Below are 24,021 nucleotides of genomic sequence, written 5' to 3' on the forward strand. Positions count from 1 at the left end.
TCCGCAATCGTTGAAGGAGAAGCACATGGATGCAGCAGCATCGCCGGATACGTTAGGCATCAGGATCGAGCCGATCGCTGCCGTCCATATCGACAACTTTCATCGTACGCTGGACGTCGTCGCGCGGGAGAAAAAATACCTGTCCATGCTGGAAGCACCGCCCCTGCCCCAGACTCGTGAGTTCGTGATGGGCATGATTGCGAAGGGCAATCCGCAATTCGTTGCCACCGCTGAAGGCGAGGTCGTCGGTTGGTGCGACATCAGCCGGCATTTCTTCCCGTCGCGCGCCCATCGCGGAAGGCTGGGAATGGGGGTCCTTCCCGCCTATCGCGGCAGAGGTCTGGGACGAAGGCTCATCGAGACCGCATTGAAAGCGGCGCAGGAAGCCGGTTTCGTCAGGGTCGAACTCGATGTTTACGAAGACAACGCCGGTGCTATCGCTCTCTACGAAAAGGTGGGATTTGCGCCTGAAGGCATCGTCCGTCGTGCGGCGTGCATCGATGGCCGGTTCATCGATGCGATCAGCATGGCGCTTTTGTTCGATGAGCGCGGCTTCTCATAGATCCTGGTATCGCCATCGATTTCTGAAAAAGCCCCAGCAAGCCCGACTGATCAATCATTTGGCCTGGAATTGGAACAAACGCCCTTCGCGCAATTAAAGCTTGTCGCGTGGCGAGTGATAGAGCACTTCCGAGGCCTTCCAATCGGCAAACGATAAGCAGAATCGACGCGGGAGGCTGGCAGTGGCGCACCAAATATCGGCGTGCCACCCACCGATAGAATCGACAGATGGCCGAAGCGGCCGTCGCCCTCCGGGGTCCAGCCGAATTTCCTTGTCCAATCCCTATACGCGCTGTGCATCCGAACCAACAAACTCTATCCCAGATCAATGATCCTGAGCCGGTGTGCGACGGCTGCGGCGGCGCCCCGGCTGGGGACGGAAAGCTTGCTCAAAATGTTGGACACATGAACGCTCGCCGTTTTCGAGGAAATGAACAGATTCTTCGCGATCTCCCGATTGCTCTGGCCAGCCGCGACTAGCCGGAGAACCTCAAATTCCCGATCTGTCAGGCCGAGGGGCGCCTTCGGCGCCACCTCATCCTCCTCCTCCTCCTCCTCATCTCGTAAATTAATATGAGCTCTTGCAGCGAGGGCTTCAATCTGGTTGCCCAAAAGGCGGGCGCCGATCGAATGAGCAAGCTTCGCGCCGCACCTGAAATGGCGCGCCCCACTCACCCGCTTGCCGGCGCTCACTGCGGCGGCACCTGCCTGCATAAGGGCGTACGCCTGCCGAAAGGGCTGGTTCAATCCAGCCCAGCTTTGGGCAACCGCAGCCCATCCATCGAGATCAGAAACCGTGGCGCGCGACATCTCAGCCGAAATCGCCAGCCTCTCGGTCTGCTCTACCATATTTCGGCATGGGGCCTGAGCGGCAAGCTCGGCCAGTTCCAGAGCAACCTCTCTCTGGTTCGTATCGACGGCAACGCGGATGGCGGAAGCCAGGAGCGGCCAACAGGCGCCCCCTTGCTTCTCCAGATGCGCCAGAGCAGATCTCACCAAAAGCGCCGACTGATCCATGTCACCTGATAACGCCGAGCTTTCAATGTCACATTTCAGAAGGTTGGCCGCCATACGGCTGGCAACTTGAGGGCCCGGCGGGAGAGCCCGCAACGATCTTGCCGCTGCAGCAATTCGATCCGCATCCCCTAATGCCAAGGCGATCTCGGCTTGGCATTCGAAGACGTGAACAAGCCCCAATGGCAGCGGATCCAGCGCCGCCATCCGTTCGCATGTCTCAGTGGCTTCGGAGACATGGCCCAAGACCAAGAAGGCGCGGCAAAGGGGCGAACCGACCAGTGCTCCTATATACCGTGCCTGCCCGAGCTCGACCGTCCGCGCAAAAATTGCCGGTCCGATCTCAATGATCTGACCATATTCTCCTGCGTCGAGCAGGGCCTGCAGCAGTGCTGCGCCCGCAAGAATCTCGACTCGGCCTATAGACACCTGCTCCGCCCGCATTGCGACGGCCCGATGGGCACCGATGCGAGACACATTCGGCGCCATGTCCAGCGACGCCGCAATGATCAGTGCCTCGATACGGTATTCCTCATCGTCGAGCCTCTCCGCCAAATCCCTCAGTTCCTCGCCCAAACACCTGGCGCGATCGAACTCTCCCCGTAAAATCAGCGCACGGGAAAACTGCCCGAGGGCATCAGCGCGCAGCCTTGTGGGACGGACTGCATGATCGAGCGCGCGCTCAAGATCTGCGATCTCGCCTGGGAGAAGCGCGTGCTGACGCATTACCGCGCGCTGCAGAAGAAGCGCCGCCAATTGCTCGCCATCGCCGTCGGCATCCAGTTCGGCGAGTGCGCGTTCGACAAATGCGAGCCCCTGCTCCGCCTCCGCTGCCCAGCAGGCGGCGTCAGCAGCGAGTTCCAACACCTTGCAATGGTCCACGCCGATCAATCCAGTCGCATCTTCGACCTCGGGCCACGCCGCTAACACGAGCTTCAGCATCTCCATCTGGTCTACATAGGCGAAAGTGGCAGCGGCTTCCGCCGCAGCATGCCAGGCCCATTTTAGGCAACGTTCTGCTTGGCCGGCGCCGTGCAGATGACGCGCGAGCGCTACGGAATGCCAAATCCGGTAGCTTGGAACCGGTCCGCGTTCGAGCACGTCGGCATAGAAGCGATGGATCGCCACCTTTTCGCCGGCGATCAGGTCGCCCCGCACAGCGTCCTGGATGAGCGCGTGGCGGAACGCATATCCATCACGATCGGCCGCCACGACCCCCGCCGAAATCGCGGGGCGCAACAACTCCGCGAGTTCGAGGTCAGGTTTGTTCGCCACGTTGCGAAGTAGCGAATGGGTAATATGGGGTCCGCCGAGCGCCAGCACTTTCAACAACTCGCCCGTGGATGCCGGCAGGTCTCTCACGCCTCTCAGCAGGTAATCGTTGAGCGAGCCTGGAACATCTGTGCGCAAGCTTCCGCTCGCATCGATAAGTGCTTCGGTGAACAGCGGGATTCCGCAGCCCCGCAAATAGACGCTGTTAGTCATAGCAGGCGTTGGCGGCGACCCGAGCAGGCCCTGGAGTTGCATGGCGATCTCCGCGCGGGTGAGGCGAGGAAGTTTCAGCACTTCACAACCCTCGGAAAGAGAGAGGTCCACGATGGTTGTCCGCAATGCGTTGGGGCCGTTCGCCTCCTCGGGCCGATAGGTGACGATCAGCATGAACCGAATTTTCTTCAGCCGCGTCGAAAGAAAGCGAAGCAAATCGCAGGTTCCCTGATCGGCCCAGTGGATGTCCTCGATGACCAGGACGAGTGGCATCTCGCGCGCCAATTCCTCGAACAACTTTCGAAGTGTCTCGAACAGCCGTGACCTTGCGATGCCCGCATCAAATCGCTCGGAGGTCTCGCCGAGTTCGGGAAGTAGCCACGCCAGTTCTCGGGCACCCTCGCGGCTGACAAGCGATCCGACTGCGGACTGGCCGCGCAGACGAACCAATTCATGCAGTAGAGCTGTAATAGGCGCATAAGGTAAGGCCGATTCCTGTTGCTCAATGCATCCACCTTTTAGGATCAAGGCCCGGCCTGAGAGTCGGTCGGCGAACTCGTCGACCAGCCGGCTTTTTCCGCCACCTGCTTCTGCCCCGAGAAGAATGCAACATTGCCGACCGCCAGAGACATCTCGGAAAGCGGTTTCCATGGAATTGAGTTCTGCGGCTCTGCCCGAAAACTGCGCCCTTTTACGGAAAGTCGACACAAAATGCTCCGATACCTGGAGTTCGAGATTGCAGAGATGAAGCCATAATCATCCCATGTGCACAACCGGCAGCAGGCTGCCCGATCCCGATGGTTAGTAAACACCAGCAGGCCGACCTTCCAAAGGCAGAGTTGCGGTTGATGCAGAGCGCCGCCGACTAGATCTGCTCAGTCGGTTAGACTGGATTTCTCTACCCCCGGACGTGCATTTCAAACCAGTCCTACTCAATATGCCCGATGCGGCCCCCCCACCTTAGCCCCAGTATGCGGACATGAAGAGGACGTCTGAACACGGGCGATCGGGTAACCGCCTGACCCCGCCCACCTCTTCTTGGACCATGGGCATATGAAACGAAGGAAGGAACGGTTGGATGAAACTTTACTCTGCGCCCGGATTCTCCAGCTTGGCGGACCACATCGCCATGCTGGAGGCTGGAATTCAATTCGACCTGGTCAAGGTCGACCTAGAGACGAAGCAGATTGAAGGGGGCGGCCGATACATGGATATCAATCCGACGGGCTATGTGCCCGCCCTTATGTTCGACGATGGTGAGGTGCTGACCGAAAATGTTGCCATCCTGGCTTGGATCGCCGACCGCGCACCGGAGTTGGCACCGCAGGGTCATCTGGGCCGCTTCCGCCTGCTCGAGATGCTGAGCTTTCTCGCAACCGAGATTCACAAGCGCTTTCCCACCTACCTATCGCTTCCGGAGGAAGCCAGGGAGCCGACGGGCCAGCAAATAGTGCACTGGTTCGGCTTCGTCGCCGGCCGACTTGAGCGGGGCTATCTGTTCGGAGAGACCTTCACGGTCGCTGATGCTTATCTTTTCCAACTCGCGTGGGGCGCAACTCATCTCGGATTCGCCCTGCCCGAGCCGTTAGGCGAATACATCGCACGGATCGAACAAAGGCCGGCGGTGCAAGCCGCGCTGCACCGCGAGGGCTTGGCATGAGTGGGCTGATGATCCGCACTGACGAGGTCGAACTCGCGGCGCAGAGCTTCGGCAATCCGAACCAGCCGCCGTTGCTTCTGATCATGGGCGGAATGGCGTCGATGCTGTGGTGGCCGGAGGAGTTCTGCCGTCGGCTCGCCGAACGCGGTCGCTTTGTGATCCGCTACGACCAGCGCGATTCCGGCATTTCGACCAAATATCCGCCCGGTCGACCCGGCTACACCTTCGAGGACGCAGTCGATGACGTCTTCCGTGTGCTCGACGGCTACGGAATCCCGAGCGCTCATATCGTCGCCTTTTCCCTCGGCGGCATGGTCGGGCAGGTGGCCGCACTGAAGAGCCCGGAACGCGTGCTTTCCCTAACGGCGATCAGTACCTCGCCGGTCGGTGTGGATAGATCCCATTTCCCTCCGAGCGGCGAGGCCTGGCTGGAACATATGGCCGTGGAGGCGGATTGGTCGGACCGGGCGGACGCGGTCGCGTACCTGGTCGAGGATTTGCGCCTGACCGCCGGAACGGCACATCCATTCGACGAAGCCGGAACTCGAGCCTTCCTCGAACGGGACTTCGACCGCTCCGGAGGTTATCTGAGCGCCACCAACCACAGCGTCCTCTTTGAGACCGGCGAGACATGGCGCGGCCGGCTCGACGAGATGAACGTGCCGCTTCTCGTCCTTCACGGCACTGCCGATCCGGTCTTTCCGCCGACGCACGGAGAGACACTCGCGCGGACTGTGACAGATGCGAAGTTTGTGAAGATCGAAGGTGGCGGTCACGAACTTCATCCCGCAGATTGGGAAGAGATCATTTCCGCCGTCGACGAACACGTCGAAAGATCGATGTGCGTCTAGTAACAGAGACAAGCCAATTGGAGATAGAGATATTGGGTCGTGCCCGGCCACTCTCCCTATCGGGCGAAAGCCTCGAAGGGATTCTCATGGGTCAGGCGCATCAGGGTCCCGTCGTCTATGCCCCGCCGTTTCAACTCGGGCAGCAAGACCGTGGAAAGATGGGTGTAAGGCTTGGGTATTCCGCCCATCGGCAGCGCCGGATCGAACCAGCCCCGGTCATGGCTCAACAACAGGCGATCGCCGCAGCCCGCTTCCAGCGCCTTGATCACCAGCTCCGCCACCTCGTTGTCCTCGCCCCGGCCGACATGGTCATATTCGATCCAGGCGCCTCGCTCGGCGACGGCGACGTTATAGGCGAAGTCCTTTTCTTCCTGCGTATGGATCGAGATGAACCTGTCGGCCCTGTAGCCCTCCGCCTCGATGACATCGAGCTGATCCATGACGACCCGTCCCCTGATCGTATGACTGCCGATGACGGCGTCTGTCTGGGCCGCGGCGCGCGCGGCTGCCCGCAGGATTTTCGTCTCGAGCACCGTCATGCCGTCATCGCCGGCGCTGAGCTTGATCCAGCCTGCCTGGAACCCGGTTTCGTCGATCTGCTCCGTCAGCTCGCGAAGCATCCACGCCTCCAGCTCCTTCTCGGAAGCTTGGCGGACCCATTCGGGAATCCAGGGCTCGCGGTAATTGCCGGTGGGAACGACGATTGGAAAATCTGTCGCAAGCGACACGGCAAGATCGATATCCGCACGGCGTCCGACGCCGCCCGTCGAGCATTCGACCAGTGCCGTCACCCCGAGCTTCTTGATCCGCTCGATCTCGGGGGCCATCAGCCGAACGACGTCTTCGATCTCAGCTTCGGCATAACCGGGCTGGTCCGGCGTCCTGAGGTCGACGAAGACGTGCTCGTGCGGGAGGATCATCCCAAGTTCGGATTTGCTCTTAGGGCCGAGCGTCGTGCGCAGATGTTTCAAAGTCTCTCCCCCACGGTCGCACCGGCTTTGCGTACAGCCCTCGATCGACACTGTCGCAAAAGTAGATCGTCACGTAACGAAATCAATCGCTCACCCGGCTATAATTCCGACAACCTGATCCTCGACTTCGGCTGCCGACTTGCTGGCGACCTGACTGTCGCTGGGAAGTATATGCTGCATCGGCCTCTTCGGCATCGCATCGGCTACTTCCCTTTCCCCTCCTTGGCCTGCGCCGGCCGGCTGATTGCGCGAACCTTGCCGCTGGCGCCGCCACCGCAGAAGAAGCAGTCTGCGCCGTCGGATTCGAGGCCGGAGACGCCGGTGCCCTCGGGCATCTCCAGCCGCTCCAGCACCTCGCCGGTTTCGGGGTCGATGCGCCTGACATCACTGTCGTCGCCCTCCCAGGTGCCGTGCCAGAGCTGGCCGTCGACCCAGGTGACGCCTGTCACGACGCGGTTGGATTCGATGGTGCGGAGGATCTTGCCCGTCTCAGGGTCGATCTGATGGATCCTGCGCCCTCGGTGCTGGCCGACCCAGAGCGAGCCTTCGGCCCAGGCAAGGCCGGAATCGCCGCCATTGCCGGGCGCCGGGATGGTGGAAAGGATACGTCCGGTCTTCGGGTCGATCTTGTGAATGACATCCTCGGCAATCTGATAGAGAAACGTGCCGTCGAAAGCCGTACCTGCATGGGACGCGACCTCGATCGAGCGCACCACTTCGCCGCTTGCGGGATCGAGCGCATTCAGCCTGTCACCCGAGGCAAACCAGACGTGCTCACCGTCAAAGGTGACACCGTTAACGCGCTCGGCACCTGGAAAGGGTCCATATTCACGAATGATCGTCGCAGCCGATTTTTTCATCTCTTCCGTCCTCAAAACACGGGCTATCCCGATGGCTGGCCTATACTAATCGCTTGGCAGCGGTCCCGGGAGTAACAAGATCGTCGGGAAACCGGGCAGCGGCGGGCTCATCCAGCGCCGCGCCCGCCCGCGTCCGAAGGATTGCACCTTGCTCTGCCCGGCAAGCGAATCCAGCGCCCGCTGCACGGTGCGCGGGCTGGCGCCGAGCGCGATCGCCAGCGCCGAGCTCGACCACGCCTCGCCATCGGCGAGAAAGGCGAGCACCGCCCCATGCTGGCCTTCGACGAGCGGCGCCAGCACGACGGTCTCGCCGGCGCGCCGCGGCGAAAGCGCAAAACCGCGTTTCGTCGCCGAGATCTCGGCGAGCGCCCGCAGCTCGGCGCGCAACCGGCCGATCTCGACGCGCAGCCGGGCGCGATGCGATTCGTCGGCATGTTTACCGCGGAAGGCGCGTGCGACCAGCGTGCCCCTGGCCATATCCCCCGGCCAGGCTTCGGCGAGCGCGCGGGCGAGCGCGAAGAGCACCGGCCGCGTTGCCAGCGACACGGAAAGCTGATTGTCGCGCACGACATGGCGGCAGGCATCGACGACGAGCGCACCCGAGCCTAGCAACTCTTCCACCTCCTCGAGCCGCAGCCGGCTTTCCCGCCAGCGCGAGATCAGCCGTGCCACGGGTGCGTTGAGTACGTCGGCGGCATTTTCCACCTCCGTCGTCAATACGGGCATACCGGCCTCGCGCGCCGCCTGCCTCGCCCGGTCAAGCGCCGCACGCGCCGCTTTCGTCTGCAGGCGTCTGATCGCGATACCCGCGACCACCAGCTCATGGGCAGCCCTTGCCGCCGGCGGCAGCGGCGTCGGGTCAAGTGTTTCGAGCGCCCGCTCGGCCTCGTCGAGCCGGCCGATCAGCACCAGCCGGCGAAGCTCGACATTCCTGGCATGGGCGACATTGACCCTGTCGCCATGCGCTTCGAGCACCTTGCGCGCCGCCTCCAGCGCTTTGGGCGGCCAGGTGAGATCGCGCGAGACGAGCGCGATCTCGGCCTCGGCGACCACGCAGCGGGCTCGCGCCACCGCCTCCCGCGGGCCGAAAGCACGCGCCGCACTCTTCAACAGCGCCTTGGCACGGACAAGATCGCCGAGCTGCGCCATCGCAATACCGCGCAGCGCCAGCGCCGGTGCATCGTCGCGCAGCGCCACCCGCTTCAGCGCGCCGAGCGCATCTCCCACCGCCAACGCCCGCGCCGCTGCCGTGATCAGCGAATCCATTCAAATCCCGTCACACTTGTCACTCCCACCATTTACCCACCCGGCCTTAGATTTATCGTCGACCGGCAAGCAAGCCTGCGCCGGATGCTACGACGAGAGACAGGCAAAGGAGAAGACCCATGACGGCACAGCTGAACGCAACACGCCAGCAGTGGCTGGCAGCAAGGCTCGATCTGCTCGAGGAGGAGAAGGAACTGACCCGGCAGAGCGACGCGCTGGCGATGAAGCGCCAGCAATTGCCGCGTGTGAGGATCGACAAGCAATATCGCTTCGACACCGACGGCGGCAACGTCTGGCTGAAGGATCTTTTCGGCGGCCGTTCGCAGCTTCTCGTCTATCACTTCATGTTCGGGCCGGATTATACCGCGGGATGCCCTTCCTGCTCCTCGATCGCCGACGGCTTCAACGGCTTCTTCGTTCACCTGGAGAACCACGATGTCGCCTTTTGGGCGGTCTCGCGGGCGCCGCTCGCAAAGCTCGAAGCGTTCAAGCAGCGGATGGACTGGAGCTTTCCCTGGGCCTCCTCCTTCGGCAGCGACTTCAACGGCGATTTCAGCGTCTGGTTCTCTGCCGAGCAGCAGCACCAGGGCGAGGTAGACTATAACTACCGCCGGGAACCGCCCGCCCCCGAACCGTTCCCCGGCAGCACCATCCAGGAATGGCAGCCGCGCGACAGCGAGGCCCCGATCACTCAGATCGCCGCGATGACCGGCACCGACGTTCCCACCTATACCCGCGACCGGCCGGGTGTCAGCGCCTTCGAACTCATCGACGGCGCCGTCTACCACAGCTATTCCAGCTATGCGCGCGGGCTGGACGGGCTCTGGGGCACGTACCAATGGCTCGACCGCGCCCCCAAGGGTCGCAACGAGCAAGGCGTCTGGTGGCGCCACCACGACCGGTACGGCAAGGAGTGACGCCGATGCTGCTTTCCGCCCACACTGCAGAGCGAGGCGACGGCAACGCCCCTCTCAACGCCGCCGAATGGCTCTCGCTGGCCGCCTCAGCAGACGGATCAGTTGCTAAGCCGAGCAGTGGCATCGCTAGCCAGGGCGGCCGGATCGCCGCCCACACCGCCGATTGGCTGTCGCTCACCGCCGCTCCGACATTCGCGGTCATGGCGCTGCTGACAGCGACGACCGGCGCCGACATGATCTGCATGACGACGCCGGATGCCTTCCCGATCGGCGGAATGGTGCCCATGTACCTGCTGATGAGCGGCTTCCACCTGGCGCCTTGGCTGCGGCTTGCCGACAGGCGAGGACTGAGCGGGCGGTGATGGCGCGCCCTCTTCTCCCCAGCGGGGAGAAGAGGGAGCAAGCCGCACTGCTCCTCCAGTAATATCTCCCTGCCTGCCCTCCCAAGCTCATGCTCTCACTTCAATAAAGTCGATCGGCCCACCGGCAACATCGTCGTCGAAGACCGCACAGGAAAGCTTGCCGCCGAAGACGCAGCCGCTGTCGATGTTGGTGCGATTTCCTGTCGTCATCGGGTTCGACATCGATGGCGTATGGCCGTGGACGAGGTGCTTGCCCCAATAGTTGCTGGACTCACCGGGAGGGAACCGTAGCCAGAGAAGATCGCGCTTGGTCTGCCGTTCCAGCGGAAATTCCGGAACAACGCCGCCATGGACAAAGATGCGATATCGATCAACATGCATGAGGGGACGATCGGCAGCCCATTGCAAATGCTGAGGCAGAACCCTGCCGTCATAGGACATTTCGGTTTCAAGTCCGCCGTTGCTGATCCACACGTCTCTGCTGTCGCTGTCGGCATAGGCAGCGACCATCATGTCCTCATGATTGCCTTTCAGGCAAATCCATCGCCACGGCTCCGATGGACCGGCGATGATCCGGTCGAGGACACTTTTGCTGTGAGGCCCGCGATCGACATAGTCGCCAACGAAGACGACGGTCCCTTCAGATGCATAAGCCTCGACCCGATCGATCATCCTGTTCAGCGGATCGATACAGCCGTGGATATCACCTATGGCGAACGTGTAGCGCATGCTTCATTTTTAACGCCGGTCGGGGCACTTGGATACGATTTCCTGTGAGAACAGGAATGACGGAGATGGAGCGGCGCTCCCGCCGAACTACACGCCAGCGCACCGAAGCACGCCGACAGCAAGCCAGAGCGTCCTGCCGAAGCGCAACCGCTATCACCCCTCGACAAAACCCCGGCGGATCGCCTCCCAGCTTTCCACATCCGGCGCCAGCAGCAGCCGGCCCTTGGTCATCGCAGGACGATAGGCTTCGCCGCTGAGCAATGCCCCATAGCCGCCGGCTTCGTGATGGATCAGCATGCCGGCGGCGTGGTCCCAGGGCTTGAGCTCGGCGTTGAGCGAAAAGCTCATAGCGCCTGTTGCCACCGCCCGGTATTCATAGGCCGAGCAGCGCCATGTGGTGGTGCGGGCAAAGTGCAGCATGCTCCGAGCGTAGACCGGCTGCTCCTCGGCGGGAAACATATGCAGCGGCACGAAGCCGTGCATTTCCCCGATAGGCCCCGGCGGCGCGGCGCTGAGCCGGGTCCTGGTGCCATCGCGGGCGATGTGCCATGCGCCCTGCCCCAGCCGGGCGGCAAGAAAATCGCCGGTCACGGGATAGTGGATCAGCCCGGCTACGGTTTCTCCGCCGGAAACGATCGCTACGATCATGCCGAACAGCGGCAGGCCGTGGGCGAAATTCCAAGTGCCGTCGACGGGATCGATGATGACGGCGAGATCGGCATCGGCAAGCCTCGCCAGTATGGCGGAATCGGCCGAAACCGCCTCTTCGCCGATGAGCAGTGCCTCAGGAAATCGCGCCGAAAGCGCCTCGGTGAGCCGTCGCTCGGCGCCGAGATCGGCATCGGTCACCAGATCGTCAGGCGCGGTCTTGGTGCGAATGCCCTCGGCGGTGACGCCGAGGAAGCGGGGCAGGATTTCCGCCTCCGCCGCCCGGCGCATATCCTCCATCACGGCGGACAATATGTCGTCCGACACGTTCCTCATGCCCGGCGCGCCTCGATATAGGCCTTAAGCGCCGCTGGCTGGTCGGTCTGGATGACGCTGATGCCGGCCGCCATCATCCGTCCCCAGATCGCATCTGGATCTTCAAGTGCCGCACTGTCGGTCAGGCCGCAGCAGGAGACCGGATCGAGCGTGTTGACCCAGAGCGAGATTCCGGCGTTGCGCAGCCGCTCGTGCTGGCCGGCCAGCGTCTCAAGCGCATCGAATTTGGCTTCGCACATGAAGGGACGCGCCGCGATGACTGCCTTGGCGGTCTCTTCGGCGCTTCCCACCCTGAAGAACGCCTGGCCCATGAACGGAATGCCGTCGATCCCGGGTTGCCTGGCGAGCCAAGCGAGCGCCTCCGGCGTGCCGGCGCGGGCCTTGAGATCAACCTGGTCGGCCATGCCCATCTCTTTGACCTTGGCCGCGACGATATCAATCATCTCGAGGTCCTTCAGGTCGAGATCGACGAAAATGCGGCCGCGTACGGTTTCGAGCACCTGTTCCAGCGTCGGAATGCTCTCGCGCGTGAACGGCTGATCCGGCCCGCCATCGGCCATGCGCAGCCGCAGGCTGGTGATCTCGGCGATCGTCATCTCCTCGGGGATGCGATCGATGCCGGCCATGCGCTCGAGCGTGTCGTCGTGCAGGATGAACAGCATGCCATCGGCGCTCTGGCGGATATCCACCTCGACGATGTCATAGCCGCCGGCGATCGCATTCTCGATCGCGGCAAGGCTGTTTTCGGGAGCATGATGCCAGGCACCGCGATGGGCGACGATGGCGCAGGGGCGCGACGGGTCGGCAATGTGGTCGATGTATTTCATGGGGATGTCCTTCAGTTTGCGCCGAATGCGCCTGGTATGGCCCTGCCGCTTTCCGCATCGAAGAGATGCAGGCGGGAGGCAGGGAAATTGAGAGAGAGTTGGCTGTGATCGGGTATCTCGATGCCGAAGGGTGTCGCGATCCTGACGACCGAGCCGCCGAGCGCGGTTGCCAGGATCGCGTGCGAGCCGAGATCCTCGCGAAACCGCAGAGCTGACGTGACCACATGTCCGTCGGCCCCGCCGCCGATCAGGATATCCTCGGGCCGGATGCCGAGATGATAGGCGCCGGTAAGCCGCGCTTGCGCCGCCACCTGCCCGTCGGCGAGCCTGAGCACCGTGCCGTCGCCGATGACCGGCAGGATGTTCATCGGCGGCGCGCCGATGAATTTGGCGACGAAGACCGAGGCCGGATGGTGATAGATCGCCTTCGGCCTGTCGAACTGTTCGATCCGCCCCTTGTTGAGGATGAGGATGCGGTCGGCCAGCGTCATCGCCTCCACCTGATCATGGGTGACGAAGACGGTGGTGGCGCCGATGCGCCGGTGCAGTTCGGCAAGCTCGACACGCATGTCGTGCCTAAGCTGGGCGTCGAGATTGGAGAGCGGCTCGTCGAATAAAAGCACACCGGGCTCGCGCACGATGGCGCGGCCGATCGCGACGCGCTGGCGCTGGCCGCCGGAAAGCTGTCCCGGTTTGCGGCCGAGGAAGTCCGACAGACCGAGCATCTTCGCCACAGCGCCGACCCGCTCGATGCGCTCGGCCTTCGCCATGCCGGCGACCCTGAGGCTGTAGGCGATGTTGTCGAAGACGCTCATATGCGGATAAAGCGCATAGTTCTGGAACACCATGGCGCAGCCGCGATGTTTCGGCTCCAGATCCTGCACCTGCCGGCCGCCGATGGCGATCGTGCCGCCGCTCACCCGCTCCAGCCCGGCGATCATCTGCAGCAGCGTGGACTTGCCGCAGCCGGAGGGACCGAGCACGACGGTGAATTCGCCGGCCCTGAGCTCGACATCCATCGGCGGGATGACGACGGTCTCGGCGTCATAGGCCTTGGTGACGCCTGACAGCGCGATGTCGGCGGCAGCGGCGCGGATGGCCATGTCGATGGCGTTCATGGCTATTTCTCCGTGAGAGTAAGGCCCTGGACCAGATAGCGCTGCAGCAGCGCGATCATCGCGAGCGGAATGATGGAAACGATGACGGCGCCGGCCATGATCATCGGGAAGTCGGGGATCTCTCCCTCCGAATCCGGCACGAGCCGCGCCAAGCCGACGACGGCGGTCTGCATGTCTGACGTCGAGGCGGCGACCAGCGGCCAGAGATATTGCGTCCAACCGCTGAGGAAGGTCAGCACGAAGAGCGCGGCGAAGCTGGTGCGCGACAGCGGCAGCAGGATGTCGAAGAGGAAACGGATCGGCCCTGCCCCGTCCATGCGCGCCGCTTTGAACAGATCCCTGGGCAGGGTCAGGAAGAACTGTCGAAACAGGAAGGTGCCGGTGCCATGCGCCACAAGCGGCGCGATCAGTCCGAAATGCGTGTTCAGCACGCTCCATTCGAGCTTCACCGGCGCGCCGAAATATTCGGCGATCAGCCCGTTCAAACCGGTGATATCGAGCAGCGCGTTGACCGGCGAAAACACGTTCGACGCCACTTGGTAGGTGGTGATGACGCGGATCTCGATCGGCAGCATGATGGTCGCGAGAATCAGCGCAAAAGCCACGCCCGCCCAGCGAACCCTGAAATAGACGATGGCATAGGCCGACAGAAGCGACAGGACGCAGGTCGCCAATGCATCGCCAAAGGCGACCACCAGACTGTTGAACATCTGGATTGGGATTGATGTCTCGGTGAAGATGTGCGCCGCATTGGTGAAAAACTGGTCGCCGGGATACCAGGCGAGCCCGTTGCGCAGCATGAATTCATAGGATTGCGAGGCCGTCGCCACCGTCAAATAGAGCGGCCCGAGGATATAGACGATGCCGACCATGAGCACGAGGCCGGCTGCGATGTTTAGGGAACGTGCGTTTTCGATCATGGGGTCACCGCTCGTAGTTGATGCGCCGGCCGAGGAAGAGGAACTGGGCGGCGGTGAGGAGAACGACGAAGACCATCAGGATGGCCGTCTGGGTCGAGGCGCCGGAGAGGTCGTAGCCGCTGAAGCCGTCGGTATAGATCTTGTAGACGAGCAGCGTCGTGGCGCCGCCAGGACCGCCATCGGTGATCGTATCGATCAGCGCGAAGGCCGAGGTGACGCTTTCGGTGAACTCGAGCACCAGCGTCAGGAAGAGCTGCGGCATGATGAGCGGCAGTTGCACGTCGAAGATGCGCCGCCATGGCCCTGCCCCATCCATCGCGGCTGCCTGGTGCATGGTCTTCGGGATCGACTGCAGGCCGGCGAGCAGGATGACGAAATTGAACGGGATACCACCCCAGACATGCGCTGCAATCAGCGTGATGAAGGCGTCTGTACCGTCGATGCCGGGCGCCCAGATGCCAGGAAAGGCTGAGTTGAGTGGCGCGAGCACGCCGACGAAGGGATTGAAGATGAAGGCGAAGACGACGCCGATCGAGGCGCCGGCAACCCCCTTCGGCCACACGAGCACATTGCGCGCCGGCTGCGACATGCGGATCTTCCGGTCGGCCGCGACCGCAAGGATCAGCGGGACCGCGACCGCAAGCGCTGAGGCAGTGACCATGAAGACGATAGTGCGCCAACAGCTCTTCCAGAACTCCGGATCGGAAAACACGCGGGCAAAATTATCCCAGCCGACGAACATCGAGCCACCGCCGAAGGGGCGCTCGAGGAAGAATGACCAGTAGAAGGCCTGAAAAACAGGCACGTAGAAGAAGAGTGCGATCAGCAGCATGAGCGGCGCTACCAGCAGAAGCGGCAGCCAGCGGTGGCTGAAGAGAGAAGATTCCGACGTCATGGAGAAGCCCTGCATTGGGGAGGACCGCACTGGCGTATGGGGTCCCATGCCTGACGCACGGGAGCGCTTGGGACGCGCGCCCGTGCGTGGGACGCGCGGGACGTTCAAACGTCCCGCGCGTGAGATGTCGGGATCACTGCATCCTCACGCCCTTGTAGGTCTGCTCGAAGCGGCGCAGCAGCTCGTCGCCACGCCTCTTGGCATTGTCGAGCGCCACCTGCATGGTCTCCTGGCCTGCAAAGGCCTTCTGCGTCTCTTCCACGAAGACTTGACGGAACTGCACATAGAAGCCCAGACGGATGCCGCGGGTATCCGGGGTGCGCGGCTGGTTCATCGACTCGATGCCGACGGCGGCCGTCGCATATTTCGGCGAATTCGCCTCGCCGCTCTTGGCGATCGCATCCATCACGTCGTTGGTGACGGGGACGTAGCCGGTGGCGGCGGTCAAGAACATCTGCTGTTCGGGACGGCGCACGAAGTCGAGGAAGGCCTTGGCGCCTTCGACCTCGGCCTTGTCGTGACCCTTCATGATGTAGATCGAGGCACCGCCGACAAAGGTGTTGTGGCGCTCGTAACCCTCATACATCGGCGCCATACCGACTGACAGTTCGTATTTGCCTTCGAACGCCTTGGCCGAGGCAGTATAGGAACCCGAGGAATTCTCCATCATCGCGCATTCGCCGGTGTTGAAGGCGGCAGTGAAGTTGCCGGCCTTGGTATCGGCATTGAGCTTGACCAAGCCTTCTTTGCGCCAATCGACCAGATTCTCAAGATGCTTGGCGGCGAAGGTCGTGTTGAACACATATTCGGCGTCGAGACCATCATAGCCGTTATGCTTTGAGGCGATCGGCAGGCCATGGCGGGCGGAAAACTGTTCGAGCACGCGCCAAGTGTCGCCATCGGTGGTGAAGGGGCAGGCATGACCCGAAGCCTTCAACTTGCGGGCGGCCTCGATGATCTCCTCCCAGGTCGCCGGCGTCTTCGTGATGCCGGCTTTCTCGAGTTCGGTCTTGTTGGTGTAGAACAGCAGCGTCGAGGAATTGTAAGGCTGCGCGAAAAGCGCGCCGCCAGAGGTTTCGTAATAGGCCCGGGCGCCGGCGATATAATTGCCCCACTTGACCTCGGGCAGCGCCTCCTGGACTGGCACGACGGCATCAGACAGCATCAGGTCGAGCGTGCCGGCGTCGAAGAACTGGATGAGGACGGGATGCTTTTTAGCGCGGAAGGCGGCTATCGCCTTTTGCATCGATACTTCGTAGCTGCCTTGGCCGACGCAGGTGATGTGATGCTCGGATTGTGCGGCATTGAAAGCGGCGCACTGGTCCTGGATCGCCTTTTCGACGACGCCCGTATTGCCGTACCAGAATTCGATATTGGCGGCCTGCGCGGAACATGCGCCCGCCACCAGCGCGGCCGCAGCCGCCAGAATGGAAATCTTCATCTTGTCCTCGCCTGATTTGATCGGCCGGCTTCAAGCGCCGACGCCGTGACGGCGGATTACTACACGCTACGTGTAACAATTTAGTGACGAACGCAAGCGCTTGTAGCGCGGTGAGGCTGCTGCTATAGGCTGCATATCGGATATGCCGGCGGAGGCGACACTAATTACTACACGCCTATGGTAATTATTGACGGCAGAGGTGTTGGATATGGCCTATTTCCCGGAGCCGCTGATTGCGCCACGTTTCCTGCGCGAAGGCGGCGGCGTTGTCTCCTCTAACGAACGCGATCTCCTGCGGCTGATCTGGCGCAATCCCGGCCTCTCACGCTCCGAAGTCACCAGCCACACCGACCTCACCCAGCAATCCGTCTATCGCATCATCGACCAGTTGGAGGAGCGCGGCATCATTTCCTTCGGCTCGCCGAAACCCGGCGCCGGCCGCGGCCAGCCGAGCCCGACGCTCCGGCTCGACGGCCGCTACGCCTATTCCTGCGGCATCTCGGTCAATACCGACGTGATCGGCATCTGCCTGATGGATCTCGCCGGCAACGTACTGGCCGAGAGTAGCGTCGCCTTGCGGGAACGTTCGATGGCCCAGGCGCTCGATCTCGTTCGCCAACAGCTCATCGAACATCAAAGGATGAACAACCTCTCGGAAGAGACTTTCTTCGGGATCGGCTTTGCCATCGCCGGCTTCCACGTCAGCGGCACCCGCTACAATGCCCCGCTGCCGCTGCACGAGTGGTCGCTCATCGAACTCGGACCGCTACTGTCGGAATTTTTCGGCAAGCCGGTCTGGGCGCATAATGGCGGCAAGGCGGGAACGGTCGCCGAATCCATGTTCGGCGCCGGCCGCTACATCAGGCACTTCGCCTATCTGAGCTTCAACTACGGCTTCGGCGGCGGCCTGATCAGCAACGGCGAGCTGCTGCATAACGGCATCGGCAATGCCGGCGAATTCTCGGGCATCTACGACGTCGAGGAGAATAAGCGCCGGCCGGCTTTGCAATATCTGATCGAAAATCTCAACCGCAATGGCATCGACGTCCCCTCGATCAGCTATATGCGCAAGCATTTCGACCCGAAATGGCCGGGCGTCGTGGAATGGGTGGACGAGGTGACGCCCGCCTATAACCGCCTCATCAATGCGATCTGGGCGATCTTCGATCCGCAGGGGATCGTTTTCGGCGGCCAGATTCCGCCGGCCCTGGCGCAGATGCTGATCGATCGCACCGAGATCTACGACCGCCCCCGCTACGGCGTGCCACGCCCCCGCCCGAAGCTGATCATCTCCGAGATAGCAAGCGACGCATCGGCCATGGGGGCCGCTATCGCCCCGTTCAAATCGGCCTATTATTGATCCGAACGCCGTCCGTCGCGCGAAATCGACTGCCTCTCAGCCGCTTATGGCAATTCCCTGTGCTTCCGCTTGAGGACATCGGGCATTTTTTGCTTTGAACTACGCAGGCGATTTTCGCCCGGCCGTTCCTGCGCTATGATCTGATTCTGGCGCAGCCCACGCCTCCCCCCTCCATCGGGAAAGCAGACTTCATGTGGGGCCACCTGAAACCGAACCGACTGTTCGAGCATCTTGCATAAGGAGGGATTGCGGAAACCGCTCGCAATAGGAGGTTTATGAATGAAGATGTCTGCGCCTATCTATCACCTGAAGCGTAAAGCCAGAAAGCTTTCCCGAGCCGAGGACATACCCTTGCACCAGGCGCTCGACCGCATAGCCCAAAACGAGGGTTACAGCGGCTGGAGCCTGCTTGCGGCAAAAGCAGCGGCGGAAGCACCCGCCGGCAAGCTGTTTGCGCACTTACTGCCCGGCGACCTCCTGCTCGTCGGCGCCCGGCCCGGCCACGGCAAGACCCTGATGGGCCTCGAACTCGCCGTCGAGGCGATGAAATCAGGCCGTCCCGGTGTGTTCTTCTCGCTGGAATATACGGAAGAGGATATTGCCGATCGCTTCCGCGCCATCGGCGTCGACCGGGCGCAATTCGAGCGTCTGTTCGAATTCGATGGCTCCGACGCGATCAGCGCCGGCTATATCGCCGAGAGACTGGCCTCCGCCTCGCGCGGCACGCTCGTCGTCATCGACTATCTCCAGTTGCTCGACCAGAAGCGGGAGAACCCCGAACTCTCCGTCCAGGTCCGCACCCTGAAGGCTTTCGCACGCGAGCGCGGCCTGATCGTGGTCTTCATCTCCCAGATCGACCGATCCTACGAGCGATCGCAAAAGCCCCTGCCTGATATCGCCGATATCAGGCTGCCGAACCCGCTCGACTTGAAACTGTTCGACAAGACGTGCTTCCTGAACAACGGCCAGGTGGCGTTTCAGGCTGCGCGATAAGGACCCGTGATCCGCTCGCGGGCCTCACGCATGGCCCGCGGGACCTTGCTCCGTTGGTCTGGTTTTATCATACTGCCCGGCATGAGCGGATATGAGAGCCCTGTCGATTTCTACACGCGCCCCGGCCAGATGACATCGGCCGGGTCGCATGCCCCCACCCTTGCAGCGCTCAAGAGCGTCGAAACCGTTGCTGCGGCCGTGCAAGGCACGCTGCTGCATGAAGCCTGGGCTCCGCGCTACAATCAGCCGCTCACCCCGACGCGAAGGGCGCAGTCACACACGCGGCCGGCGCGAGAGATACTCGATACGATCATGGGGATCGATCCCGCCCCGCTCGACATGCCGCGCCCACCGGAGCAGCGCAGCATCGGCGTGTGCCGCCATTTCACCGTGCTCGCCTGCGCTGCACTCAAAGCCCAGGGCGTCCCGGCACGTGCCCGCTGCGGCTTCGGCATGTATTTCGAGGCCGGCAAGGGCATCGATCACTGGATCGCCGAATATTGGGACGGAGAGCGCTGGGTATCCGCGGATTTCCAGATCGACGATCTTCAGCGCGCCGCCTTGCAGCTCGATTTCGATCCCCTCGACCAGCCGCCGGGCAAATTCCAGAGCGCCGGCGAAACCTGGCAGCGCTGTCGCGCCGGCGCCGCCGACCCTGGGAAATTCGGCATCTTCGACGAGTCCGGTTTGTGGTTCATTGCCATGAACCTCGTGCGCGACTTCGCCGCCCTCAACAACATGGAGATGCTTCCCTGGGACAATTGGGGAGCGATGCCGCAGCCAGAGGAAGAAATATCTCCGGATGGCTTGGCGCGCTTCGATCGTCTCGCCGCGCTGACGGTCGACGTAGACCAACGCTTCGGCGAGCTGCAGGCCCTCTGCCAGGACGATGCCGGGCTGCGCGTGCCGGCGCAGGTCTTCAACGGCGTGCGGCAGCAGATGGAGAATGTTGGTGGCGCGTGATCACACTATGGGACTATCATCGGTCGGTCCATGACGCGTTCGCGCACGCGCGTCGCAAGCTGGTGGAGATCACACGCAATGGAGCAGCACCTATTGCCGAGGACGGCGTCAAACGGATCGGTGAACTGTGTCGGATCGAGGCCGACCTGCGACGCCTTGATCCGCAGGCTCGCCTCGCCGGGCGACAGGAACGATCTGCGCCACTGATCGCTTTTCAGAGGTAGATCGTTACGCCGCGCTAAACCGCTGACATAAATGCGTGTTACAGTATATTGGAGTTCGGTTCTGCACGGCTGGACGATGAGGAGTCGTTCTGTCGAGAGGAAATGTTCGCATGAATGCAGGACCGCCAGCAGTCGAGACGTCCATGGTCGAGCTGGAGATTATGGATCGCATCGCCGCTGCCAAGATTCGCCTGCGGTTTGACAAATCCGTTGTGCGGCTCATCAACAGCTTGAAAGTCGCTCTCGCTGAGGTCGTACCGGAAGGGCAGGCTGTAATCTTTACCGTCACCGCTCCCATAAAGCGCCGTGCAAAGACGGCCGCCGCATTGGAGATCCTGGTGCGCAGCGGCCTACCCAGCGGCGAGGTCCGCAACACGATTCAGGACAACCACGTTCGCGTGCGCCGGGTGACCAACGTCGCTGCGCACATGCCTAAAGTTGTCGGTTTCGTGCACAATCCAGAATCGGACTCGGATCTCATCCTCAAGCTAGCCGAGTCGCAACTGCTCGGGCGAAATTAGCGCCGCTTTCGTAAAGCAAGCTCAGCCGAGTGACCCGAGATAGCGGTTCACCAGGGGGTTTTCGATTCGCACCTGTTGTGCTTTCGGAGTTCGTCGCTACGTCATATCCATCAATCGCAAAAGCAAAGTGCGAACGTCATCCATGCTCCTCCGGTCCTGTGCCCATCACAAGATGAAGGAGGAGAGGTCGACGGGAGTTGATCCAATGCCGCACCCATCCCGTTCCGATTGTCTTCCGGGCCGAAACTGTGCGATGACCGGTCGACCCCAGACACAACGGATCAAGGTGCGGCATCAGCATGAAGAAGATCGGCTTCCTCTCGTTCGGGCACTGGACGCCCTCGCCCCAATCGCAGACGCGCTCAGCCGGCGATGCGCTGCTGCAGTCGATCGAGCTTGCGGTGGCGGCCGAGGAACTAGGGGCTGACGGAGCGTATTTCCGCGTGCATCATTTCGCCCGGCAGCTGGCCGCACCCTTCCCGCTGCTATCAGCCGTCGGTGCTAGAACCAACCGGATCGAGATCGGCACCGCCGTCATCGACATGCGCTACGAGAACCCGCTTTATATGGCCGAGGATGCCGGTGCGGCCGACCTCATCGCCGGCGGCCGCCTGCAGCTCGGCATCAGCCGCGGTTCGCCCGAACAGGTGATCGATGGCTGGCGCCATTTCGGCTATGCCCCGCCCGAAGGCCAGAGCGAGGCCGACATGGCTCGCCACCATGCCGAAGTCTTCCTGGAAGTGCTGCGCGGCGAAGGGTTTGCCAAGCCGAACCCGCGGCCGATGTTTCCCAATCCGCCCGGTCTCCTGCGCCTCGAGCCGCATTCCGAGGGCCTGCGCGAGCGGATATGGTGGGGCGCGAGCTCGAATGCCACCGCCGTCTGGGCAGCCAAGCTCGGCATGAACCTGCAGAGCTCGACGCTGAAGGATGATGAGACGGGAGAGCCCTTCCACGTCCAGCAGGCCGATCAGATCCGCGCATACCGCGAGGCGTGGAAAGAAGCCGGCCACACGCGCCAGCCGGGCATCTCGGTCAGCCGCAGCATCTTCGCGCTGGTCGACGACCGCGACCGCGCCTATTTCGGCTACGGCAACGACGGTGAGGACAAGATCGGCTTCATCGACGAGAAGACCCGGGCAATCTTTGGCCGCAGCTATGCCGCCGAGCCGGATGCCCTGATCAAGCAACTCGCCGAGGATGAGGCAATCGCCGAGGCGGATACCCTGTTGCTCACCGTCCCCAACCAGCTCGGCGTCGATTACAACGCCCACGTCATCGAAGCGATCCTCACCCATGTCGCCCCTGCGATGGGTTGGCGTTGATGTTCGTTCCCGGCGAGCTGTCTTCGCCGGCTCCAGCACACTACGGCTCATGCGTGGCTGGATTTGCCGCGGCCAATCTCCCCATGGCCTGCTGGATGGCCGAGAAGAAGAGCGCTGTCGTAATCCCGAACATCATCAGCCCATTGGCTGCCTGCAGCGGCGCAAGCAGCCGGATACGGCCATCAAGCACGACGTCGCCATAACCAAGCGACGTGAAGGTGACGCCGGAAAAATACATGGCCGTTTCGAAATCCTCGAAGGCGCCGAGCGCGCGATATAACAGCGCCCAGAAAGCGACTTGCAAGATATTGCCCAGCATGAGGACGATCATCAGGACCGAGAATTGCAGGAAGATCGTCCGCCGAGGCTTTCGGCCCAGGGGTTGTGTCCGCGCGTGAGCAAAATAACGCGCGGCCAACACTGAAGCCAGCGCCTGCAGTGCGAGGCACATCGACATCGCAAGCAGCCCGAGACCAATAACTGTAATCATTGGGTCGGACCTTCGATCTCGGGGCCGTCCTCGGCCGGGCGCTGATGCAGCCATTCCATCAGCAACACGAAGCCAACGGCCAGCAACACGGGACCGACAAATATGCCGAGAAGGCCGTCGGCTATCATCCCTCCGATGACACCGACCAAGATGACCGGCATTGGCACGTCCGATCCACGGCCGAGCATCAAGGGTTTGAGCAAATTGTCGCTCAGCCCGGCGACCAAAGACCATATGGCGAAGATGATTGCCGGTGTTGCCGCTTCCGTGGCAAAAACATAAGCCATAACGGGCAGCGTCAACAGCAGCGGCGGGATCTGCACGACTGCCAAGAGAAACGTGACGAGCGTCAGAGCACCGGCCGCCGGAAGGCCGATAGCGAAGAAGCCAAGACCAACGAGCATCGACTGGATCACCGCCACGCCGACCACGCCGACCGCCACTCCCCGGATCGTTGCGGCAGTCAGATGGATGAGCCGAGCACCCCGCGCCTTGCTGTTGGTGATGAGTTCCAGCAGACGGAGGGCAAATGCCGCAGCACCCTTGGCATAAGCGACAAGCACGGCGGCGATCGCGATGGAAAGAACGAAGGACAAGCCACCAGTAGCCAGCCCGCCGGCGAAAGATGCAAGCCACGCAGCAGGCTTGCTCAGCATCTGGCCGTATTGACTGAGCGCCAACGGCAGATTGGCGACAGTGAGCGACCAGCCCTCCGAGAGCTTCGCTCCGATCACCGGCAGGTCGGCAAGCCACGCTGGCGGCGGCGGGATCGTCAGGCTGTGGTTCTGCAAGCCGGAAACAAGCCAGTAAATGGAAGACCCAAGCGATGTGACCACGACGAACATGGGCACTAGCACCACGGCAATGCCGACCATCCCGATGAGAAATGCCGACCACCGATTGCCGATCCGATCGGACAGGCGCAGATGCAAGGGATTAAGCATGACCGCCAGGATCACAGACCAAAGCAGAATGCCGAGGAACGGCAACATGATCCTGGCGCAGACATAGACCAGAAGCGCGACGAGGCCCAATTGAACCGCCGCATGGATGATGGATGGTCTCGACGACGCAAGGTCGGCGTTCAATGCGCTGGACGTCATTTTCCCCTCCCGATCCGGAACGTTCGCGAACGAGCGAAGCCGGACGTTCCCAATCGGACAACGAAACCTTCCTGCCGGTAACTCGCCGTAATTGGTGGTTCGGCGAAAATTTTGCCGACGCCATGAAAGGTCGTCTCAACGCCCCGTCATCATACATGACTTCGTGAAAACGGGATACGGCCGC

The 24,021-nt window shown here is 62.2% G+C and carries 23 protein-coding genes and 1 pseudogene; 11 read left to right on the top strand and 13 right to left on the bottom strand.

From position 1 onward, the window contains the following. Window positions 1-25 precede the first annotated feature (25 nt). On the top strand, window positions 26-562 hold the full coding sequence (locus V8P77_RS28165) for a GNAT family N-acetyltransferase (protein WP_335915480.1): 537 nt from the start codon (window positions 26-28) through the stop codon (window positions 560-562). Window positions 563-876: 314 nt separating this feature from the next. On the opposite strand, the gene V8P77_RS28170 is transcribed toward V8P77_RS28165, so the two are convergent. Further along, window positions 877-3,768, bottom strand: a complete 2,892-nt coding sequence (locus V8P77_RS28170; RefSeq protein WP_335915365.1) for a helix-turn-helix transcriptional regulator — start codon at window positions 3,766-3,768, stop codon at window positions 877-879. Between the two features lie 370 nt (window positions 3,769-4,138). Between V8P77_RS28170 and V8P77_RS28175 the strand changes: the two genes are divergently transcribed. Together V8P77_RS28175 and V8P77_RS28180 are read left to right on the top strand one after the other, a co-directional pair. After that, complete coding sequence (locus V8P77_RS28175) at window positions 4,139-4,720, top strand: glutathione S-transferase N-terminal domain-containing protein (RefSeq protein ID WP_335915366.1); 582 nt, start codon at window positions 4,139-4,141, stop codon at window positions 4,718-4,720. Further along, the gene (locus V8P77_RS28180; RefSeq protein ID WP_335915367.1) at window positions 4,717-5,571 is read left to right on the top strand and encodes an alpha/beta fold hydrolase; all 855 of its coding nucleotides are present in this window, start codon (window positions 4,717-4,719) and stop codon (window positions 5,569-5,571) included. The genes V8P77_RS28175 and V8P77_RS28180 overlap by 4 nt, the downstream gene beginning before the upstream one ends. 56 nt (window positions 5,572-5,627) lie before the next feature. On the opposite strand, the gene V8P77_RS28185 is transcribed toward V8P77_RS28180, so the two are convergent. The 3 genes from V8P77_RS28185 to V8P77_RS28195 form a co-directional block, all read right to left on the bottom strand. Then, a complete protein-coding gene (locus tag V8P77_RS28185) occupies window positions 5,628-6,542 on the bottom strand; it encodes a phosphotriesterase family protein (protein WP_335915368.1) in 915 nt (304 codons plus the stop codon). 203 nt (window positions 6,543-6,745) lie between these two features. After that, entirely contained in the window at window positions 6,746-7,402 is a 657-nt protein-coding gene (locus V8P77_RS28190; protein WP_168349423.1) for a Vgb family protein, read from the bottom strand. 45 nt (window positions 7,403-7,447) lie between these two features. Then, window positions 7,448-8,668 carry a helix-turn-helix domain-containing protein gene (locus tag V8P77_RS28195; RefSeq protein WP_335915370.1) on the bottom strand — a complete coding sequence of 407 codons (1,221 nt, stop codon included), beginning with the start codon at window positions 8,666-8,668 and terminating at the stop codon, window positions 7,448-7,450. A gap of 119 nt (window positions 8,669-8,787) precedes the next feature. On the opposite strand from V8P77_RS28195, the gene V8P77_RS28200 reads away from it, so the two are divergent. Beyond that, window positions 8,788-9,585 (top strand): DUF899 domain-containing protein, encoded by a 798-nt coding sequence (locus tag V8P77_RS28200; RefSeq protein ID WP_335915372.1) that lies wholly within the window; start codon window positions 8,788-8,790, stop codon window positions 9,583-9,585. A gap of 5 nt (window positions 9,586-9,590) precedes the next feature. Beyond that, window positions 9,591-9,947, top strand: coding sequence for a hypothetical protein (locus V8P77_RS28205; protein ID WP_335915373.1), 357 nt, complete (start codon window positions 9,591-9,593; stop codon window positions 9,945-9,947). Between the two features lie 87 nt (window positions 9,948-10,034). Here the strand turns inward: V8P77_RS28205 and V8P77_RS28210 are convergent, their stop codons facing one another. The 7 genes from V8P77_RS28210 to V8P77_RS28240 all read right to left on the bottom strand — a co-directional run bounded on the left by V8P77_RS28210 (window position 10,035) and on the right by V8P77_RS28240 (window position 16,861). Beyond that, the gene (locus V8P77_RS28210; RefSeq protein ID WP_335915374.1) at window positions 10,035-10,676 is read right to left on the bottom strand and encodes a metallophosphoesterase family protein; all 642 of its coding nucleotides are present in this window, start codon (window positions 10,674-10,676) and stop codon (window positions 10,035-10,037) included. 153 nt (window positions 10,677-10,829) lie between these two features. Then, window positions 10,830-11,660: an inositol monophosphatase family protein gene (locus tag V8P77_RS28215; RefSeq protein ID WP_335915376.1), complete on the bottom strand. Its 831-nt coding sequence runs from the start codon at window positions 11,658-11,660 to the stop codon at window positions 10,830-10,832. Continuing rightward, complete coding sequence (locus V8P77_RS28220; RefSeq protein ID WP_335915377.1) at window positions 11,657-12,487, bottom strand: glycerophosphodiester phosphodiesterase family protein; 831 nt, start codon at window positions 12,485-12,487, stop codon at window positions 11,657-11,659. Before V8P77_RS28220 ends, V8P77_RS28215 begins: the two co-directional genes overlap by 4 nt. A gap of 11 nt (window positions 12,488-12,498) precedes the next feature. Further along, window positions 12,499-13,605 (bottom strand): ABC transporter ATP-binding protein, encoded by a 1,107-nt coding sequence (locus V8P77_RS28225; RefSeq protein WP_335915379.1) that lies wholly within the window; start codon window positions 13,603-13,605, stop codon window positions 12,499-12,501. A 2-nt stretch (window positions 13,606-13,607) separates the two neighbouring features. Continuing rightward, window positions 13,608-14,525, bottom strand: coding sequence for an ABC transporter permease subunit (locus V8P77_RS28230; RefSeq protein ID WP_335915381.1), 918 nt, complete (start codon window positions 14,523-14,525; stop codon window positions 13,608-13,610). A 4-nt stretch (window positions 14,526-14,529) separates the two neighbouring features. Next, a complete protein-coding gene (locus tag V8P77_RS28235; protein WP_017961110.1) occupies window positions 14,530-15,420 on the bottom strand; it encodes a carbohydrate ABC transporter permease in 891 nt (296 codons plus the stop codon). A 133-nt stretch (window positions 15,421-15,553) separates the two neighbouring features. Beyond that, window positions 15,554-16,861, bottom strand: coding sequence for an extracellular solute-binding protein (locus V8P77_RS28240; protein WP_335915382.1), 1,308 nt, complete (start codon window positions 16,859-16,861; stop codon window positions 15,554-15,556). 208 nt (window positions 16,862-17,069) lie between these two features. On the opposite strand from V8P77_RS28240, the gene V8P77_RS28245 reads away from it, so the two are divergent. From V8P77_RS28245 to V8P77_RS28270, 6 genes and pseudogenes are all read left to right on the top strand, one after another. Next, the gene (locus V8P77_RS28245) at window positions 17,070-18,221 is read left to right on the top strand and encodes an ROK family transcriptional regulator (protein WP_335915384.1); all 1,152 of its coding nucleotides are present in this window, start codon (window positions 17,070-17,072) and stop codon (window positions 18,219-18,221) included. 279 nt (window positions 18,222-18,500) lie between these two features. Next, window positions 18,501-19,214: a DNA helicase gene (locus V8P77_RS28250; protein WP_151517963.1), complete on the top strand. Its 714-nt coding sequence runs from the start codon at window positions 18,501-18,503 to the stop codon at window positions 19,212-19,214. Window positions 19,215-19,295: 81 nt separating this feature from the next. Then, the gene (locus V8P77_RS28255) at window positions 19,296-20,177 is read left to right on the top strand and encodes a transglutaminase-like domain-containing protein (RefSeq protein WP_335915386.1); all 882 of its coding nucleotides are present in this window, start codon (window positions 19,296-19,298) and stop codon (window positions 20,175-20,177) included. Between the two features lie 38 nt (window positions 20,178-20,215). Next, window positions 20,216-20,398: pseudogene (locus tag V8P77_RS28260) on the top strand (IS66 family transposase); the annotation flags it as partial. 146 nt (window positions 20,399-20,544) lie between these two features. After that, complete coding sequence (locus tag V8P77_RS28265; protein ID WP_335915388.1) at window positions 20,545-20,922, top strand: hypothetical protein; 378 nt, start codon at window positions 20,545-20,547, stop codon at window positions 20,920-20,922. Between the two features lie 299 nt (window positions 20,923-21,221). Continuing rightward, window positions 21,222-22,244 (top strand): LLM class flavin-dependent oxidoreductase, encoded by a 1,023-nt coding sequence (locus V8P77_RS28270; RefSeq protein WP_335915390.1) that lies wholly within the window; start codon window positions 21,222-21,224, stop codon window positions 22,242-22,244. A gap of 40 nt (window positions 22,245-22,284) precedes the next feature. On the opposite strand, the gene V8P77_RS28275 is transcribed toward V8P77_RS28270, so the two are convergent. Both V8P77_RS28275 and V8P77_RS28280 read right to left on the bottom strand, forming a co-directional pair. Further along, window positions 22,285-22,734, bottom strand: coding sequence for a potassium channel family protein (locus V8P77_RS28275; RefSeq protein ID WP_335915391.1), 450 nt, complete (start codon window positions 22,732-22,734; stop codon window positions 22,285-22,287). After that, the gene (locus V8P77_RS28280) at window positions 22,731-23,837 is read right to left on the bottom strand and encodes an AI-2E family transporter (RefSeq protein ID WP_335915392.1); all 1,107 of its coding nucleotides are present in this window, start codon (window positions 23,835-23,837) and stop codon (window positions 22,731-22,733) included. The genes V8P77_RS28275 and V8P77_RS28280 overlap by 4 nt, the downstream gene beginning before the upstream one ends. Window positions 23,838-24,021: the final 184 nt, after the last annotated feature.

The sequence above is a fragment of the Rhizobium aouanii genome, from assembly GCF_037002925.1.
Classification (GTDB): domain Bacteria; phylum Pseudomonadota; class Alphaproteobacteria; order Rhizobiales; family Rhizobiaceae; genus Rhizobium; species Rhizobium aouanii.